Origin of the sequence: Paraburkholderia phymatum (genome assembly GCF_038900715.1) — a bacterium.
Taxonomy (GTDB): domain Bacteria; phylum Pseudomonadota; class Gammaproteobacteria; order Burkholderiales; family Burkholderiaceae; genus Paraburkholderia; species Paraburkholderia phymatum_A.
Map to the genome: position 1 here is coordinate 68506 of NZ_JAYMRZ010000024.1, position 18035 is coordinate 86540.

Genomic DNA, 18035 nt, shown 5'->3' on the forward strand with positions numbered 1-18035 from the left:
TCTCTCAGAACGGTCACGACCGTCCAGAGGGACCGCCCATCGGATTGCTCGGGTTTACGGCTGGCCGTCGCTCTTCTGCTGGTTCCTGAACGCCGCCTCTCCGGCATCCGACACCTCGACCCACTTCTTGTCGGGCGGCGCGTCGGCGACATAGCTGTCGTGCCAGTTCCACCACTTGTAGGTCGGCGTCTGGGGATAGCCCTCGGGCGAATCCTCCCAGACTTCCTGCCGACCGAGCGGCGTGATGTCGAGATAGTTCCAGGTGCCGCCCATCTGCTCGTCGCCGCGATTGTTGATGAAATACGTGCGGAACACGCGGTCGCCGTCACGGTAGAACACGTTCGTGCCATGCCATTCGTCGACGCCGAAGTCGGCGTCGAAGCTGTCCGTGACGGTGAACCACGGTATCTGCCAGCCCATTTGCGCCTTCAGTCGCTCGATGTCCGCCTGAGGCGCGCGTGAGACGAACACGAGGGTCGTGTCGCGGGCGTTCAGGTGGGCGAGGTGGGCGACCTGGTCGGCCACCATCGAGCAGCCCCGGCACGCATGGTCGGGCCAGCCGAACACGCCCGGCTCGTAGAAAGCGCGATAGACGATCAGTTGGCGCCGACCGTCGAACAGGTCCAGCAGGCTTGCCTTGCCCGCAGGCCCTTCGAATGCATATGTTTTCTCGACGGCCATCCACGGCATGCGGCGACGCTCGGCGGCCAGCGCGTCGCGGGCGCGAGTGTGGGCCTTTTCCTTCACGAGCAACTGCTGGCGAGCCTCTTCCCATGCCTGCTGCGACACCACGGGCGGTGTATGCATCGCGGACTGTCCTTCTTTCGCTGCGTCTTTCGCTCTGTTTCCGGCTGATGTAGTCATGGCTTGTGCAACCTCCTGATCTGGGAGAAATTCCTGCGTCGCGAGGCTGAAGCGCGATTCCATTCAGCATGCGTCGCCGGATGTTTGCTGAAAGACAGTTTGGGCCGTTGAGCCGAGCGTGGGGAGTAACAAGTGTGGCGGTATTTGAGTCGACGATCTGGCGTTCGCGCGGCGCGTGTCCATTGCGGCATCCTTCGCTAGCGGGCACGCCTGGTGGGACTTAAACTCTGCTCACGTGCCACCCGATTCGGAAGATCATGCCTCCACGCGCAACCTGCAACGCTCGGCAATCTGCTTCGTCACCCGCACCGGTCGATGACGACGCGTTGCAAGACCCGGGCCTGCTGCGCCGCCTGCTGCGCGCCAAGGATCGCATGGATGCTGCATCGCACGAGGCCTGGCCCGTCAAGCGGCTGGCCGAGGTCAGCGGCGTATCCGAGGCCCATTTCGCGCACTCGTTCAAGCGAGCGTTCGGCGTTCCTCCGCACCGATACCTGCTGACACGGCGCATCGAGCGGGCCACGACCCTCCTGCGCGACACGGAATTCAGCATCACGGACATTGCCTTCGCTACCGGCTGGGAGAGCCTGGGTACATTCGGCCGCACATTCCGCGACATCACGGGCCAAAGCCCCAGCGCGATGCGCATCGAAGCGCGGGCCGCTACCGCTCAACTCGACCGCGTGCCTGCCTGCGTGCTGAAGGCGGCGCAGCGGCCGGACCTCACGATCGCAGTTTTGGAGAAGCGCCGCCGCGTGGCCAAAGGTACATTCCCGTCATCAATCGAGGAGGAGGTGTCGTGATGATGAACCAGGGTATCAATGTGGTGGGCTTGTACGTCGACAATCAGGACGAGGCGCTTGCGTTCTACGTCGACAAACTCGGATTTCGCGTCCATACGGATGTGCGCAACGGCGACTATCGCTGGCTCACGGTCCAGCATCCGGAGCAGCCGTTGTTCCAGCTCGGCCTGTTCACGCCCGGCCCGCCCATCCACGACGAAGCCACCGCGCAAACCTTGCGCGCGATGGTCGCCAAAGGGGCTATGCCGCCGCTCGTTCTCTCCGTGGCCGACTGCCGCGCGAGCTATGCGCAGTTGACAGCGCGAGGCGTGGAATTCATCCAGGAGCCCATCGAGCGCTTCGGCAGCGTCGACGCCGGCTTCCGCGATCCTGCGGGCAATGGCTGGAAGATGATCCAGTCTCCGGCGACGAAATAGAGGCATCTACGGACGTCCCCGCGCCGCGCTCTTGCCCTCGCGTCGTCACACGCGCATTGGATGTAACCGGCGTGCAGGGAAATCGGATCGACGCGCGTCGACCCGGCTCAAGCGGCGACCGCGCTCTTCTTTTTATGGCGTTTGGCCTCGTACATCGCGACGTCCGCCGATCCGAGCACCTTGTCGATCCCGTTCCCGACGCCAGTCACCGGCGCAATACCGATGCTGGCGCCGATTTCGATGACGACATCGTCTGCCAGATGGAACGGCCTCTCGATCTCCGCGATGACGCTGTCCGCGAAGGTGTTCGGTTCCGCCGCACCCGGTACCTGGCCGACGATCACGAACTCGTCGCCGCCCATACGCGCAACGAGCGCGTCCGGTCCGGCAAGCTGGCGCAGTCTCGCCGCGACCTGCACCAGCAACTTGTCGCCGAACTGATGCCCATGCGCATCGTTCACCGCCTTGAAACCGTCCAGGTCGATATAGAAAAGCGGCACGCCGGTTCCGATGCGAGCCGATCTGGCGAGTTCATAGGTCGTCGCATGGAAAAGGCCGGCGCGGTTGAGCAGTCCCGTCAGGCCGTCGTGACGCGCGCGGCGATCGTTCTCGCGCTCCGCCTCCATGGTGGTAATGAGCATCGCGTTGAGCTTTCTGGCGGCAACGCTCATCGCAAACAGATAAAACGGAATCTGAACCAGGGTCAGCAGCAGCACAGGTTCGCCCGATAGCACCGCGCCGAGACAGCATGGGCCGAGCGACAGAAAGATCATGATGGCGACGAGCCGCGGCGCAGCGAAGTTCCGGAAGCAGATTCCGCCGACCATCGCCGCCGCCGAAAGAAAGGAGAGCGTCGCCGCCACCCAGTCGCCGCTTATCGAACTGATGAACGCGCCATAGCCGACCGTCGCTCCCCACAGCGGCGCAAGAAGAAGATAGAGGTCAGTCGGCGTGGACTTGCCCTGTTGCGCCCGTCGATGCGCCAGCATCAGCACGAACAGACGAGCCACGCAGACGACGATCTCCGAGATCAGCCAGAACCGGAACAGCGCGCTCGGATGGCGGTATTCGAGCACCCACGCAACGGCTATCGTGTTGAACACGCCGCCCAGGAAAATCGGCAGCGTGCCGAACAGCGTATAGACAAGCGCTGTCCGGATCTCTTGCGGGGTGTCTCTGCCGGGGTGCAGCAGCCAGCAAGCAAGCTTGCCCTGCGGCAAGCTGAACGATTTGGTTGGATTCGTCACCTGAGCACCTGCGAATTGCCTCGCGACGATTATTTGTCGCCCCATGCGGTGTGACCGGGAACGCGAAAAGGGCAGGGATCGACGCGTCCGCGGCACATACCGGATGTCCGTGAGCTTCAACTCGGCAGCGGGATGGCCGTCCCGTGAGTGAAGCGATCGGCACCACATGACCGGTTATCGGCGCTTGCGGGAGACAACTTTAGGGCGTCAAGAGGTGGCAAGCTCGATACAACGTTTGCGAACGCGTGACGGGCACAAGCAAATACGTGGAGCCGCGGCCACGAAGCTCATTGTGTGTGTCGTCTGGCCTGACGATCGGCGGCAGCGGGTACTCGAGCTTCGTGACGGAGTGCAGACCAATCGTCCTTCGTCAGTTCTACGCGCGATTTACCCGCAAATTCAACGGATGCAGGCGGCTTCAACGGGATGACGCCGCAACGATCGACGTGCGCCGGATGAGCAACCGGCACGAACGAGTAGAGCCTCGCCCATTCGCGATAGCCCTTTACCAGAAAGCCTCCTGAGCGTTCTATGTATTGCTGGCGGGATCGTTCATAGATGTCCCGAAGCGCAAACCAGGGGACATGCGGCAGGTCGTGATGAACCAGATGGTAGTTGTTGTTCAGAAACAGCAGCCGCCAGAACCAACTGGCTTCATTGATGACCGAGCGTTCCTCGTGCGAAGCCGCGGCGCGATGCTCATGGAACGAGCGCACCGAGCTCAGCGCGAGCGCCGGATAGCCGACGCCCGCAATGAAGAGCCACGGCGTGATTCCGCACGCGCGATCGAGCCAGACGATCAGCACGGCCAGCGCGCAAAAATGCGCGAGCCACGCGGGCACATCGGACCCGTCGCCGCGCAAAGGTTTGCGCAGCGCCTGTGTGGCCGTCGCCGCAATCGAGAACGCGGGGCCGAGCAGAACACGTCCCGCGAACGTATTGCGCGCGACAAGCAGAGCGCGCGTCAGCGTACCCGCCTGTCGCCACGTTTCGAGGCTCACGAAAAACGTTTCGGGATCGATCTCGGGACGCGTCAGATGCGCGTCGTCGTGATGCTGCAAATGCAGATCGCGATAGACGGCATACGGAAACCACACGGCGAGCGGCGCAAAGCCGATCAGGCCGTTGATGAACGTAGAACGCGTCGGATGGCCGTGCAGCAGTTCGTGCTGCAACGACATGTACCACGCGCTGAACAGCGCGAGCAGCGGGAGCGAAACGCTCAGCCCGAGCGTCTGTGCATGGCTCGCGATGAAAAACCACCCGCCGTAGATCACGCCGATCAGAAGCCACGTCGGCCATTCGGTGCGCCACGTGAAGCGCGTGCGTTGATGGGAGAGCGCCAGACGTTGCGTGTCGTCGAGATAAATGGCCATCGGCGGATCGGTCGTTTTGCAGTCGATACGATCCTAATGGCGGGCACGCAGCGGCCGAACCAATTTGTTTCGCTAAGCTTTTGAGGAAAGCGGGTTAAGCGAACCAAGCGAACCAAGCGAACCGCGTCTGCGCGAACGCGGTCGCCTTTACTGATGCATGCCGATCTCGCAGGAATGATCGAGCAATCCTTCCGCCGTGCCGCTGCCGTCGTCGAGTTCGAGTCCGCTGTTCACGACGAGCCAGCCGTCTTTGTCCGACGGCCCCGCGCCCGTCACGAGGATGGTCTGCTGCGCCATTGCATCGCTGCCCTGGCGGTCGCGCGCGACGATGCGAAACGGGTCGCTGTCGCCCGTCAGCGAGAGAACGCGCATCACGCGATACCGGCTGCCGTCGAGCGTCGTCCATTGCCATTTGCCCGGCTCCGATGTGCGGTAGCGCGCAAGATTCTTGATGATGTCGTCGTGCATGCAGTCCATATGGATATGCAACTGCTGCTGCGTGCGGCGGTACTTCGAGTTGATTTCGAGTCCCAGTTGATTGGGCGGAAACGTCAGGCCGATGCGCGAGCCGACATACTGCCGCGCATTCCACGCATCGGCCCAATACTCGGGCGCATGGGTGTCGAGCACGCTCGGGCTTTCGATGCCCATCACGCGATCCGTCGGGATCAGCAGATATTGCGTGTTGCCGTTGATGTCCTTCAGGATCGCATAGCGTTTCGAGAGATCGACGGTCGTGCAGAAGCCTGGGCTCCCGGTCGCGCGGGCAACGGGCACGCATTGACGGTTGACGATCGACCAGAGCGCATTGGGATCGGCGGCCGCGATGATCGCGCAGCCCGATGTGCAAAGCGCGATGGCCAGCGCGGCCAGGTGTCGAAGACGCGGTCGGATCATTGGAGCGTGCGGATGTCAGATGGTGGGCGCGGGAACTGCGCCCAGCACAGCCTCGAATGCGATGCCGATCGCCAGCAGCCGCCGGTCGCTGCCGAGCGGCCCATCGATTTCGATGCCCACGGGCAAGCCGTCCCGCGTCAGGCCCGCCGGCAGCGACAGGCCCGGAATGCCCGCGTTGCTCGCGGGATCGGTATTGCGCAGGTAGGCGGTCATTTCGTCGATGGCGGGCGCGCCGTCGATGGACACGACGGACGAGCCGTTCACTTCGTCGAGCGGCGCGGCGACGAGCCGCGTGGTCGGGAAGATCAGTGCGTCGAGGCGCCCGGAGGCGAACGTGTCCGCGTAATGCTGCTGCAATTGCGGACGCCAGATGGTCATTGCGTCGTGATACTGCTGCGCGAGCGCATGCGCCAACACCACGTCGTACACGTCGCGCACGTCGGGGCTTGCAATGTGCGCCGCGACGTCGGCGACGGTCTTGACGGGCGCATCGTTCGCGACGAGATAGTCGCGCACGTCGTCGAACGCTTCGTGAATCGCGACGGGGCCGCCCGTCTGGTCGTTCAGGTGCAGCAACTCCGGCATGTGGACGGGTACGATCGTGACGCCCGCCGCTTCGAGCTTCCTGAGCGCCGCGCGTGCTGCGTCTTCCGTCGCGTGTTCGAGATCGGCCCACAGCGGCGACGGCAAGCCGATGCGCAGCGCCGACAGTTGCACGTCGGGCAAGGTCGTGTCGCCCGTAATCACGCCGTCGAGCAGCGCGACATCCGCGACGGTGCGCGCCATCGGCCCGACGGTATCGCGCGTATGGCTGATGGGAACCACGGCTTGCGGATCGTGATAGCGGCGCTCGCCGCCGCCGTTGCCGACGGACGGGCGAAAGCCCGCAATGCCTGTGAGCGCGGCGGGAATGCGCGTCGAGCCGCCCGTATCGCTGCCGAGCCCCGCCGTCGAGATGCGCGCGGCGACGGCAACGGCCGTGCCGCCCGACGAGCCGCCCGCGATCAGCGACGGATCGTACGGGTTGCGCACGGGGCCCGCGTGCGAGGCCAGATTCGTGCTGGTGATGCCGAACGCGAGTTCGTGCATGTTGGTCTTGCCGAGCACGATTGCGCCGGCATCGACGAGCTTGCGCACGGAAGGTGCGTCGGTCTTCGGCTTGAAGCCGTCGAGCGCGGGCGTGCCGGCCGAAGTCAGCAGCCCCGCCGTGTTGATGTTGTCCTTGATGACGACAGGCAGCCCGGCGAGCGGAAGGCGGGCTTTTTCGTCGGGCGTCAATGCGTCGATGCGCTTCGCGGCGGCAAGCGCGCCTTCCATGTCGAGCGCCGTGAACGCGTTGAGCGTCGCGAGCGCGGCGGCGCGCGCGAGCAGCGTCGCGACGTAATCGGTTGCATTGAGCCGGCCCGACTGGATGGCGGCGACGGCCTGCGTTGCCGTCAGCGCGAGTTGTTCATCGACGGTCCATTGCATGTAGTGTGTTCCTCCCGGTTCGCCGGCGCGTTGCGCCGCGCGACGTGTCGTGAATGTGCCCGTGCGCGAGCGCGCGGCGCGCTCACTTGCGCATGAACCGCCGCGCGAGGCGCGCGAGCCTCGGAACGAGCGCCGGACGAACGAGCCGTTTGTCGTAGCCGCTCATTCGTTGGTCGTTTTCCTGAAGGCAGAGTTCGATCAGCTGACGCGCCGAGAGCGCCTGGCCGATCGTCGAACTGTTCGCAGCCAGGAAGTTCGAGTCGTGCGCGACGCCGTCGGCATCGATGCCTTTCGCGATCGCGACGCGGTCCCAGATCAGCTTGATCCAGATTGCGCCGACACGCAACGCGTGCCACGGACGCCGCCACCACGGCATCGTGCGCCGATACCACGCGACCCAGTTGACGAAAAAAAGAATGTGGCGCGCTTCTTCCTGGATCACGGGCTCGAACGTTTCGACCAGTTCTTCCGGGAAATAGCCCGACAGCTGCGCGGAACGAAACAGGCCGAACGCGAAGAAGCTGTCGATGCACTCGCTGTAGCCGGTGAACATCCACGCCCATTCGGCGTCGCGCGGCGCGGGGTAATGGGGCTCGGGCGCGAGCTCGATGCCGTACGCGGCGACGAGCCGCGACAAGACGTGCTTGTGGCGCGCCTCTTCGGCCGCGTCCATTTCGATTGCTTCGCGCACCAAAGGGTCTTGCACCTGCGCCGCATACGTCGCGACCCGGATCGACGCGCGGCCTTCCGTCTGCACGGCGATGTCCCAGATGGGCAGCGACGTGATGCGCTTGAGCGCGTCGGTGGGCAACTGCGGCCAGTCGATGACGGCTGGTTTGTACGGGTTGTGCGTTTCCAGAAGCATCCGGCAGAACATCTGCTTGTGTTCTTCGGAGCCGATGGGCATGCACGCGTGTCCGTGGAACGTCCAGTGACGCAGCGCGCGATCGTGATCGGCTTCTGTTATCAGGGTGTCGGACATGACAGGCGAATACTTTGGCGAGTTATTCCGCCTATTCTGTCATACCCCGTCAATCTGTGGCGTGGAGCGGGCGCTTACCGGAGTGCCGCACGCGTTTTCGCGCCGCGCGGCGTGAAAAATTGCAATGCAGTATTGCGCTCATTGCTGACTATCGACCCACAGGCGCCCCCAGCGAAATGCATACGCGAGCGCGTGTTCTTCGTCGAAGAAGTAGTCGAGCGCGTCGAACGAATACGCGTGTCCGTCGTTGGCGGCCGTGGCTTTTTCGATCGTGAGATTCGCTGCGAAGAGGCCGTTGGGCAGGCGCTGCGCAGCGGGGGCAACTTCGTAGCCTTTGTAGCGGATGTGTCGGTTCATCGGTTTCATGTTCGATCGCCTCCCCGCGGCGGATTGCGCGCAGCGCAGCGATCAGTCGAATGAAGCGGGCAGGGACTAGCGTAGGCTGTGCCGTGTAGCGCGTGAACCAATCTTTCGTCGCAAGCAAATCACGGGTGGCCGGGAACGGTCTTCGAAGATCTGGATGTGGCGTATCGCGTGCGTTGTCGGGATCATCGGGCGGCGAGGGGGGCGTGTCTGTTGTTTGGGCCACGATGGCGGGCCCGGGTGTGTGGGCGAGCGCACGCAGAGCGCGTGCTCAGAGAGTGACATACGCCAGGGACACACGCTGTCAGCCTGGCAATGGGGCAGACCGGAGTGCATGGGCTCGCGTGCGTGAACGCAATGCGCCGCTGCATCGCGCACCAGGGACACACGCTGTCAGCCTGGCGATGGCGCAGGCCGAAGTGCACGGGCTCGCGTGCGTGAACGCGTTGCGCCGCTACATCGCGTTACTTTGTAACCGCGTCGGTTCGTAAGTGTGTCGGTTCGTATGCGTGTCGTTTCGCAAGCGTGTCGGTTCGCACGCGCGACGGTTCGCGAGCGTGTCGGTTCGCAAGCGCGCCAGTTCGCAAGCGTGTCAGTTCGTAAGCGTGTCGGTTCGCAAGCGCGTCAGTTCGCGAGTGCGAAAACCTTGCTGGCGTGGGTTTCGTCGGAGTGGTCCGGCGTCGCGGCGGAGACATGCGACGCGGCGCACGCGTGCTGCGCGTGTTGCGCGTGTTGCGAATGCTGCGCCTGCGAGCAGAACGCGAGCGCGAACTGCGCGGCCTGTTGGCCCACCATCGACAACTGTTCGACGACCTTCGGATCGGAGCACGTATCGGCCGTATCGAAGCGTGTTTCGAGCGTATTGATGCCCGCGCCGAACGGCGTCGGCCAGCCGCGCAGCGCGTGCACGATCGAGCGCAGCGACGTCAGCACCGAGCCCGCCGCCTGCCATCCATACGCGGTGACGATGCAGCCGACTGCGCGGCCGTCGAGATAGGGCCGCGCTTCGCCGCGCAATTCTTCGAGCGTATCGAGCGCGTTCTTCACGAGACCCGACACGCCGCCGTGATAGCCGGGTGTCGCGATGACGAGGGCATCGGCGTGACGGACGGCCTCGATGAGTTCGAGCTGTGCGTCGGTGCGATGGGTGCTTTCGGGCGAATAGTGCGGCAGGCTATGCAAGAACGTGCCGCCGAAAAGGCGCGTGCGCGCGCCGGCCTGCTCCGCGCCGCGCAGTGCGAATCCGAGCGCGCGCTCGGTGGACGACGCGGCGCGCGTGGTGCCGCCGATGCCGATCACGAGCGGGCGGCGGTTCTGATCGAAACGGGTCAACTGGATGCTCCTTGCTGCTGTGACGGCTGGCCGAATGCACGGTCGACGACCTGACGTGTTTTCCATGCGAACGGCGCGTGAACCTGAACTGCCATCTTAGTGACCGATGGTAGCAGCGCGAAACGACTTTTTGTTCTAACGATATAACGGGGAAAGGGTCTTTCGCCGCGCCGCGCAGGGTGGAATCGTTGTGCGAAAGGCATCGTTGGAAGGCACGGCGACGAGCGTTATGATGAACGCGTCTCCTCCATGAAAACTCCTTGACATGGGATTGGCCCCGGCTCGAACAGGACCGGGGCATTTTTTTTTTGCGTGCTTTCGGATGGATGCGTGCGCGATTTGCGCGTAATGCGTGCAGCAAATGCGTGCAGCAGCGCAAAGGAGAGGCAATGGACCGCCGACGGATAGGCCCTATTGCGGCATCGGGACGATCCGCTGCACGGCGAGCGAGTTGTCCTGCGCGGTTTGCTGGCGCGCGTCGGGCGTGACGCACACGTCGTCTCCCTGAAAGGCCTCGCGCCACACGAAGCCGTTCTTGCAGGTGTTCGGCCCATATGCGCCGCCTGTCGGCGAGCGGTTGTCGGTGGCGGCCCTGTTTTCAGCGTAGATGCGCGCCTGTGTATCGGGCGTCACGCATACGCGGTCGCCGGGCCGCGCCTGGCGCCACACGTAGCCCTTGATGCACGCGCCGCGCAGATGCGCGCGCCGTTGCAGTTCGACCTTCGATATGACGCCGCTCGCGACGGGCCGATCGACGGCAACGGAAGCCGGCGATGCGGCCGCGTCCTCGACGGCGGGCGCGTCCTGATTCGAACCCGACATCTTGAGCAGCACCGTGCCCATCAGCCCCACGGCGGCCAGCGCGCCGACGATCGGCAGCACGCGCGTGCGCCGCTTCGGTTCGGCAGGGTTGCCGGAAACGGGCGACGGCGCAGGCGTCGCATCCTTCTCTGCGCCCGCATGCCCGCGCAACGCGTTGATCAGCAGTTGCACGTCGCTGTCCCATCGCGCGTGCGTCAGCTCGATCGAGTTGCGATAGGCGAGATCCTTGATGTCGTCGGGCAGGTCGGCTTCCTGCGGCATCGTCGCGCCTTGCACGAGCACGGGAATCAGCGTGACGCCGCGCTTGAGCGCCGACGACGTTTCGAGCCGCACGAAGTCATTCGGATTGTCGAGCCGCCGCTTGCCGTCCTTGCCGGTGACGGTGAGCCACGTTCGGCCGATCAGCGAGAGCACGACGCCGCACTGGTCGATATTCGTCTCGATCGCGCGGCGGAAGTCGGCGCCCGGTTCGATCGTCGCGACGTCCATGAACACCATCTGCTCGCCGAACACTTCGCGCAACGATTCGAACAGGCGTCCCGCCTGGCCTTCCGAGTCTTCGCGCCTATAACTGATGAAAATGGGCCGCATCGAACGATCCCTCCCTCAACGGGTTGAACGGCGAGCCGAGCCTGCAATTCAAAGCCTTTTAATTAAAGCAGAGCAATGCGTGTCGTGTCGGGAATGCGAGCGGGCATCCGGCGCTCGCGACGCGGACGTTATGTGCGGTAGCCAACCGACTGCGCCGCGTAAAGCGGATGACGCTGTGCGGTCCGATGCGCGCATCGCCTTGGATACATCCAACGCGTCCGACGCCACGCCGCGCGAGAACGAACGCTTCCGCGAGGCATCCGCGCAAGGCCGTATCGAATGCGCGCGTTTCCTGGAGATCGAATCGAATGACGGCCGACGTTGCGGATCAGGTTGTGCTTTTCTCCGGCCACATGATCGATGCGCCGGGGCGGCCCATCGAGCGTTTTCCGGCGAGACTCGCGCCGCGCGTCGCGCAGGCGATCGGCGACGAACTGGACGCGCTACGTACTGACGGCGCGGCTATCGGGCTGTGCGGTGCCGCGTGCGGAAGCGATCTGCTGTTCGCTGTCGCGGCGCTCGAACGGCATATGACGTTGCGCATTCATCTGCCTTTCGACGAGAGCGCGTTCATCGAGCGCTCGGTCGCGAACGGCGGCGAGCGATGGGTCGAGCTTTATCGGCGCGTCACGGATGCGGCGACCTGCATCGTTGCCGACGACGTGCTGGGTCCGCTGCCGTCCGGCGCCGATCCGTTCACGCGCAACAATCTGCTGATGCTGTCGGAAGCGAGGCGGATCGGCGCGCGCGCGTTCGCGTTCGTGTGCGTGTGGGACGGCCAGCCCGGCGACGGGCCGGGCGGCACCGCGCATCTGGCGAGCGCCGTGCGCGCGGCTCACGGCGAAGTGCGAATCATCGATATCCGTGCGCTTGCGAATGCTCCGGAAGCGTGACGCGCGAGGTGCGTTCCCGCGCGCAATGATCGCGGTGAAGGACAATCCAAAAGTAAATATAAAAGCCAACTTCGGACGCGCTATCAGCACCCGCACGCCGCGCTCTGTTCGGCATCGCGCAAAATCCGCAAACTCACCTTGGCAAGTCAGCCCTCTTTGCTATCCTCATTGAAGCCTGGGCAAGCCTGCCGATCCCCCAGGCACAGACGCGTCGGCGCGCACGCGCCGGATTTTCGCGCTCATCGGGAGCCTCGCCATGAATGCGTTCGACACGCTGCTTGCGCAAACCCTCAGCTCGCCCGATCTGCTCTCGGATACCACGGGCAGCGAAGAGCGCCAGGCATACGACGCTGAGCATCCCGTCACGCTGCCCGTGCGCCGCGCGGCATTGCCCGCGATCTCCGACCGGGCGGTCGAGCTGATCGTCACGTTCGAGGTCACGAGCGAGGCCGTGTACAACCGGCTCTACGTGCATCCCGTCTGGCCGCAAGGGCAATCGGGCTGCACGATCGGCGTCGGCTATGACCTCGGGTACGTGGACGCCCAACGCATGACCTCCGACTGGAACGCCGCGCAACTGGCCGCCGCCGACGTCGCGCTGCTCGCGGGCGTATGCGGGCTCAAGGGCACGGCTGCGCAACAGGCGCTCGCGAACGTGAAGTCGGTGAACGTGCCGTTCGCGGCGGCGAATACGGTGTTCAGACAGGTGACGCTGCAACGCACGATTGCGCAGACGATTGCCGCGTTGCCCAAAGCCGATCAGCTGAAACCCGATTGCCTCGGCGCGCTGGTCTCGCTCGTCTATAACCGCGGCGCGTCGTTCGCGGCCGCGGGCGACCGCTACACCGAAATGCGCGCGATCGCGGCCGATGTCGCCAACGGCAATCTCGCCGATATCCCGGCGCAGTTTCGCGCGATGAAGCGGCTGTGGCAGAACCAGGCGAACATGCAGGGTCTCGTGCGCCGCCGCGAGCTGGAGGCGCTGCTGTTCGAACAGGGATTGAGCAGCTGATACGCCCGCTGTCGACGAACCGCGGCGGGTTCGCGCAACGACGGGCCCGATGGAGCGAAGCGTGCAAAACATCGAAGGGGCCGTGCCGCCCGATGTGCTCGCGGGACTGTCGCAAGAACGCGCGCCCGCTGCCGCCGACGACAGGCGGCTGAAGATCAGCGTCATCAACGGCAATCTGCAATTCATTCAGGAGCCGCTCCTGATCGGGCACTACCGAGATGCGTCGCTGACGGGCGTCGAGCGCGTCGTCGACGATCTGATCGGCGGCGCGTTGAGCACGTCGATCCGTCTCGGGCGCTATCCGCAGCATCTCGGCAGCCAGCAGGTGTTCGTCAACGCGGGCTTCCGCTCGCCGCATCCGTTTCGCCTGCCGCGGCCTGCGGGGCTGATCGTCGTCGGGCTCGGCAGCGAGGGACAGCTTCGCGCGAGCGACCTTGCGACGACCGTGCGCCTCGGCGTAATCGCATGGGCGCAGCGGCTCGCGGAGAACGAGGAGCAGTGCGCGGAGCCGTTCTCGCTCGCGGCGACGCTGATCGGCAGCGGCGGCACGGGCATCGCGCCCGGCCAGGCGGCGCGGCTCGTCGCCGAAGGGGTGCGCGACGCGAACCTGCGGCTGGCAAGCACCGACTGGCCTTGCGTTCGGCACCTGCGGCTGATCGAGCTATACCTCGACCGCTCGGCGGAAGCGTGGCGCTCGCTGAAGCTGCTCGAACAGGCGAGCCCCGAGTGCTACGAGATCGACGACACGATCCTGCCGTCGACGGGCGCGCTGCTGCGGCCGCTCGACAGCAGCTATCGCGGCGCCGACTACGATCTGATCAGCGCCGTCACGCAGATCGACGCGTCGGGCGACACCAACATCGTCTATACGCTCGACACGCGCCGCGCGCGCACTGAAGTCCGCGCGACGGCGACGCAAGGGCGTCTGCTCGCGCAACTCGTGAAGGCGGCGTCGAACGCCGACAACGACGACGCGAATATCGGCCAGGTGCTGTATCAGCTGATCGTTCCGCGCGAGATGCGGCCGTTTCTTGCGGGCGGATCGGAGATGCAGATCGAAGTCGACAGCGGCACGGCGGGCATTCCGTGGGAAATGCTCGACACGTCCGCGAACGCGCCGCAGCGCAACGCCGAATCGCCAAGGCCGTGGGCGATACGCGCGAAACTGCTGCGCAAGCTGCGCATCGGCGACTTTCGACATCGCGTCGACGATGCGCCGCGCGACGCGCAGATTCTCGTGATCGGCGAGCCGTACTGCAACGATCCGCGCTATCCGGCGCTGCCGGGCGCGCGGCAGGAAGCGCAGGCGATCGCGAACCTGCTGCGCGAGAAGATCGGCGCGGCGCGCGTGACGGGGCTCGTCGCCGCCTCGGACGGCGAACGCGGACCGGACGCGCGCAACGTCATCAGCACGCTGCTCGAACGCGACTGGCGCGTGCTGCACATCTCGGGACACGGCGAGCCGCCCGCCGACGACGCAAACCCGGTCGATGCCGGCGACGACCGTTTGCGCGGCGTCGTGCTGTCGGACGGCATCTTCCTCGGGCCGCGCGAGATCGGCATGTTGCAGCGCACGCCCGAACTTGTGTTCGTGAACTGCTGTTATCTCGCCGCGCGCAGCGGCGACCAGCTGCTGAAGGCGGCGGACGTGCCTGTCTACGACCGGCCGCGCTATGCCGCGAATGTCGCCGAGGCGCTGATCCGGATCGGCGTGAAGTGCGTGATCGCGTCGGGCTGGGCCGTCGACGACGAGCCGGCGCAACAGTTCGCGACCACTTTCTACCGGCAGATACTCGAAGGGGAGCGCTTTCTCGATGCCGTCGCCGTCGCGCGCGACGCGGCGTGGCTATGCGGCGGCAACACGTGGGCCGCGTACCAGTGCTACGGCGACGCGAACTGGACGCTCGAGCCGGCATCGGGCAGCGTGGGCGCCCGCGAGCGCACGGCCGAGGACCGCTATGCGGGCATCGCGTCGTCGGTGTCGCTGATACTCGCGCTCGAAGAACTGGAGACGAGCGCGCGCTTCGACGCGTTGGGCTCGCCGGATCGGCTGCGCTATCTCGACGAGCGCTTCGGCTCGCGCTGGGGCGCGCAGGGCGACGTCGCGGAGGCGTTCGGCCGAGCATGGGCCGCGTGGCGGATCGAAGAAAAGGCGGTCGAGTGGTACGAGCGGGCCGTGCGCGCGGGCGACGGTCGCACGACGTTCGCCGCGACCGATCAGCTCGCGAACCTGCAGGCCCGGCTCGCGTGGATCACGCTGAAGGCGATGGCGGCGCAGGGCGGCGAGAGCGTCGTATCCGCATCCGATATCGACGCCGCTCGCAGCCAGGTCGGCAGCAGCATCGCGCTGCTTCAGTCGCTGCTCGACGTGCGGCGCACGGTCGACCGCCTGAGCATTTGCGCGGCGGCGTACAAGCGGATCGCGCTCGTCGAGCGGATCGCGGGCGACGCAGCAGCGGAGTCGGCGGCGATCGGCAAGATGCTCGCGCTGTATCGGGAAGCCGAGCAGCTCGGCGATGCGCAAGGCGATGCCGCGACGTTCTATCCGCTGATCAACCGGCTCGCGGCCGAATTGATGCTGAGCATGGGCGTGCCGTCAGCGGACGGATTCGACGCCGCTTCCGTCGACAGGCTCAGGCACATGCTCGAGCAGTGCGCGCGTGGGGAACCGGACTTCTGGAACATCTCGGCGATGACGGAGCTGAGGATCTACGAAAGCCTCGCGGCGAAGGAGCTCGAGGCGAGCTTTGCCGCGATCCGCGCGGATTTCGTCGATCTGCACACGCGCGTCCCGTCCAGAAGCAACTGGAGTTCCGTGCTCGATCAATACGATTTCGTGCTCTACCGGTATGCGAACCAGCCGGCTCTCGCGGACGGCGAGAAAGCGGCCGCCTCGCAGTTGCTCGACATGCTCGGGCAATGGGCGCATGAGGACCAGCCGCCGCAATCGCCGCAGCAGCCGTCGGCGTGAGCGCTCGTGGTGTGTGTAGCGTTCGTAACGTTCGCGCCGTTCGTCACGACAGATCGGGCAGCGCGCTCAGATAGTTGCTCGTGAAGCTCGCCACCTTCTGTTGCAGCGTGGCCTGAACGGAATCGAGCACCGACAGGTTGATCTGCGCCGTCGTCGAGAAGCGCTTGAGGTTCGCCTCGTTGTTCTGCACCTTGACGAACAGCACTTGCGTGATCGTCATGCTTGCCGCCAGCGAAAACGCCATCAGCGATACGCTGAGATCGCCCGCTTCCGTCGGCTCGGCGAGCGCGATCTGGAAGCTCGCCGTGTTCGCGCGGCGGCTTTCGCGATTGAAGAGCGTGATCCAGGGCGTTGACGTATCCATCGAACGCAGCGCCTTCAGCACCGCCTCGATCAGCGGCGCGGCGGCGATAGCGCCCGGCCCGAGCAGCAGCGCCGCGACGGCCGTGATCGCTTCGTGGACGTCGAGTCCCGCGTCGCCGGATACGTAGTCGGTCATCTCGCAGCTTTCGACGCGCCATCCGAGGTTCGACAGCACGCCGCCATAGCCGCGATACCAGTTCTGCGTGTCGTCGGGTGAAACGCCCTGGTGCTTGAGGATCAGTTGCGCGAGCAACAGCGAGTCCGCGACGGCCTGGCGCCGGTTAGCCGGAACCCCCGACTTGAACGACACGACGCCCGAGCCCGCGACGATCGCCTGGTCCTTGCTCGCGTCGAACGCCGGCGGCTGCAGGTTCGACGTGTTGGGATCGGCGCCGCGCCGGCGCTGGTCGGGCAGAACGGCGCTCGTCACGAAGGCAGTCGCCTGCTCGGCGGTGGCAGTGGTCATGACGGTGCTCCTCGGCGGATAGGGACGGGGCGATGGATCTGCGCGTGTCGCGTATGTCGCTCGTGCGGCGCATGTGGCCTGCGGCGGCACGTTCCATCAGGTTAGGTCATCGATGCCGAATGGGCGGGTTTTTTTCCGCTTCTATATAAAGTCCAACACGCAGTCCAACCCGCAGTCCAACACGCAGTCCAACACGCAGTCCAACACGCAGTCCAACACGCGATTCACCGCGCGATCCGCTTTTGTTATCAGCCCATCCAAACCTCGGATTGTTCCTGTATCGGGCACCGATTTATATTGCGTACACCGAGGGCCGTCACTGACCACGAACCCACAACGAAGAATGCGCGGCACGTTAAGACCGCGCACCGGGAACATTGGAGCGAGCATGAATCGTATCGATCTGGAGGGCCGTGTCGTCGTCATCACGGGCGGCGCGCGAGGTATTGGCTACGCGGTTGCGCAGCGCGCGCTGCGCTCGGGCGCGAGCGTCTCGCTGTGGGACAGGGACGGCGAACGGCTCGCGCGCAGCGCGCGCGAGCTTGACGAACTCGTCGGCGAACGGGGCACGGTCTCGGCCGTCACCGTCGATCAAACGAAAGAAGCCGAGATCGACGCCGCCGTCAGCAAGACGCTCGCTGCGCACGGCGCGATCGACGTGCTGATCAACTGCGCGGGCATTACGGGCGGCAACGGCACGACGTGGGAACTCGACCCGGATGTATGGCGGCAGGTGATCGACGTCAATCTGATCGGCCCGTATCTCGTGTGTCGCGCAGTCGTTCCGCAGATGCTGAAGCAAGGCTACGGGCGCATCGTCAATATTGCATCGGTGGCGGCCAAGGAGGGCAATCCGAACGCGTCGCACTACAGCGCGTCGAAGGCGGGCTTGATCGGTCTCACCAAATCGCTCGGCAAGGAACTCGCGACGAAGAACATTCTCGTCAATGCCGTCACGCCCGCTGCCGCCAAAACAGAAATCTTCGATTCGATGTCGCAACAGCACATCGACTACATGCTCTCGAAGATACCGATGAACCGCTTCCTGCTGCCCGAAGAGGCGGCGTCGCTGATTCTGTGGCTGTCGTCGGAAGACTGCGCGTTCAGCACGGGCGCGGTGTTCGATCTGTCGGGCGGCCGCGCGACTTATTGAGCGTGTCGCGCCGC

At 65.1% G+C, this 18035-nt stretch carries 16 protein-coding genes; 6 read left to right on the plus strand and 10 right to left on the minus strand.

Annotated elements, in window-relative coordinates:
• Nucleotides 1-54: 54 nt before the first annotated feature.
• Entirely contained in the window at nucleotides 55-807 is a 753-nt protein-coding gene (locus VSR68_RS33310; protein ID WP_342943830.1) for a DUF899 domain-containing protein, read from the minus strand.
• Nucleotides 808-1121: 314 nt separating this feature from the next.
• Here VSR68_RS33310 and VSR68_RS33315 point away from each other — a divergent pair, with 314 nt between their 5' ends.
• Both VSR68_RS33315 and VSR68_RS33320 read left to right on the plus strand, forming a co-directional pair.
• Entirely contained in the window at nucleotides 1122-1667 is a 546-nt protein-coding gene (locus VSR68_RS33315) for an AraC family transcriptional regulator (protein ID WP_342943831.1), read from the plus strand.
• Between the two features lie 2 nt (nucleotides 1668-1669).
• The gene (locus VSR68_RS33320) at nucleotides 1670-2083 is read left to right on the plus strand and encodes a VOC family protein (protein WP_342943899.1); all 414 of its coding nucleotides are present in this window, start codon (nucleotides 1670-1672) and stop codon (nucleotides 2081-2083) included.
• Nucleotides 2084-2190: 107 nt separating this feature from the next.
• On the opposite strand, the gene VSR68_RS33325 is transcribed toward VSR68_RS33320, so the two are convergent.
• The 8 genes from VSR68_RS33325 to VSR68_RS33360 all read right to left on the minus strand — a co-directional run bounded on the left by VSR68_RS33325 (nucleotide 2191) and on the right by VSR68_RS33360 (nucleotide 11163).
• Entirely contained in the window at nucleotides 2191-3330 is a 1140-nt protein-coding gene (locus VSR68_RS33325) for a GGDEF domain-containing protein (RefSeq protein WP_342943832.1), read from the minus strand.
• A gap of 287 nt (nucleotides 3331-3617) precedes the next feature.
• Nucleotides 3618-4706 carry a fatty acid desaturase gene (locus tag VSR68_RS33330; RefSeq protein ID WP_342943833.1) on the minus strand — a complete coding sequence of 363 codons (1089 nt, stop codon included), beginning with the start codon at nucleotides 4704-4706 and terminating at the stop codon, nucleotides 3618-3620.
• A 147-nt stretch (nucleotides 4707-4853) separates the two neighbouring features.
• Entirely contained in the window at nucleotides 4854-5603 is a 750-nt protein-coding gene (locus tag VSR68_RS33335; protein WP_342943834.1) for a CDP-diacylglycerol diphosphatase, read from the minus strand.
• 15 nt (nucleotides 5604-5618) lie between these two features.
• Nucleotides 5619-7073, minus strand: coding sequence for an indoleacetamide hydrolase (gene iaaH, locus VSR68_RS33340; protein WP_342943835.1), 1455 nt, complete (start codon nucleotides 7071-7073; stop codon nucleotides 5619-5621).
• A gap of 82 nt (nucleotides 7074-7155) precedes the next feature.
• A complete protein-coding gene (locus VSR68_RS33345; protein ID WP_342943836.1) occupies nucleotides 7156-8055 on the minus strand; it encodes a ferritin-like domain-containing protein in 900 nt (299 codons plus the stop codon).
• A 138-nt stretch (nucleotides 8056-8193) separates the two neighbouring features.
• Nucleotides 8194-8412 (minus strand): transcriptional regulator, encoded by a 219-nt coding sequence (locus VSR68_RS33350; protein WP_152756140.1) that lies wholly within the window; start codon nucleotides 8410-8412, stop codon nucleotides 8194-8196.
• Between the two features lie 630 nt (nucleotides 8413-9042).
• Nucleotides 9043-9750: an NAD(P)H-dependent oxidoreductase gene (locus tag VSR68_RS33355; protein ID WP_342943837.1), complete on the minus strand. Its 708-nt coding sequence runs from the start codon at nucleotides 9748-9750 to the stop codon at nucleotides 9043-9045.
• A gap of 411 nt (nucleotides 9751-10161) precedes the next feature.
• The gene (locus VSR68_RS33360) at nucleotides 10162-11163 is read right to left on the minus strand and encodes a toll/interleukin-1 receptor domain-containing protein (protein WP_342943838.1); all 1002 of its coding nucleotides are present in this window, start codon (nucleotides 11161-11163) and stop codon (nucleotides 10162-10164) included.
• Nucleotides 11164-11471: 308 nt separating this feature from the next.
• Between VSR68_RS33360 and VSR68_RS33365 the strand changes: the two genes are divergently transcribed.
• The 3 genes from VSR68_RS33365 (at nucleotide 11472) to VSR68_RS33375 (ending at nucleotide 16039) form a co-directional block, all read left to right on the plus strand.
• Nucleotides 11472-12056 (plus strand): hypothetical protein, encoded by a 585-nt coding sequence (locus VSR68_RS33365; protein WP_342943839.1) that lies wholly within the window; start codon nucleotides 11472-11474, stop codon nucleotides 12054-12056.
• Nucleotides 12057-12312: 256 nt separating this feature from the next.
• On the plus strand, nucleotides 12313-13068 hold the full coding sequence (locus VSR68_RS33370; RefSeq protein ID WP_342943840.1) for a glycoside hydrolase family protein: 756 nt from the start codon (nucleotides 12313-12315) through the stop codon (nucleotides 13066-13068).
• Between the two features lie 61 nt (nucleotides 13069-13129).
• Nucleotides 13130-16039: a CHAT domain-containing protein gene (locus VSR68_RS33375; RefSeq protein ID WP_342943841.1), complete on the plus strand. Its 2910-nt coding sequence runs from the start codon at nucleotides 13130-13132 to the stop codon at nucleotides 16037-16039.
• Between the two features lie 43 nt (nucleotides 16040-16082).
• On the opposite strand, the gene VSR68_RS33380 is transcribed toward VSR68_RS33375, so the two are convergent.
• Entirely contained in the window at nucleotides 16083-16868 is a 786-nt protein-coding gene (locus VSR68_RS33380; RefSeq protein ID WP_342943842.1) for a hypothetical protein, read from the minus strand.
• A 388-nt stretch (nucleotides 16869-17256) separates the two neighbouring features.
• On the opposite strand from VSR68_RS33380, the gene VSR68_RS33385 reads away from it, so the two are divergent.
• Nucleotides 17257-18021 carry an SDR family NAD(P)-dependent oxidoreductase gene (locus tag VSR68_RS33385; protein WP_342943843.1) on the plus strand — a complete coding sequence of 255 codons (765 nt, stop codon included), beginning with the start codon at nucleotides 17257-17259 and terminating at the stop codon, nucleotides 18019-18021.
• Nucleotides 18022-18035: the final 14 nt, after the last annotated feature.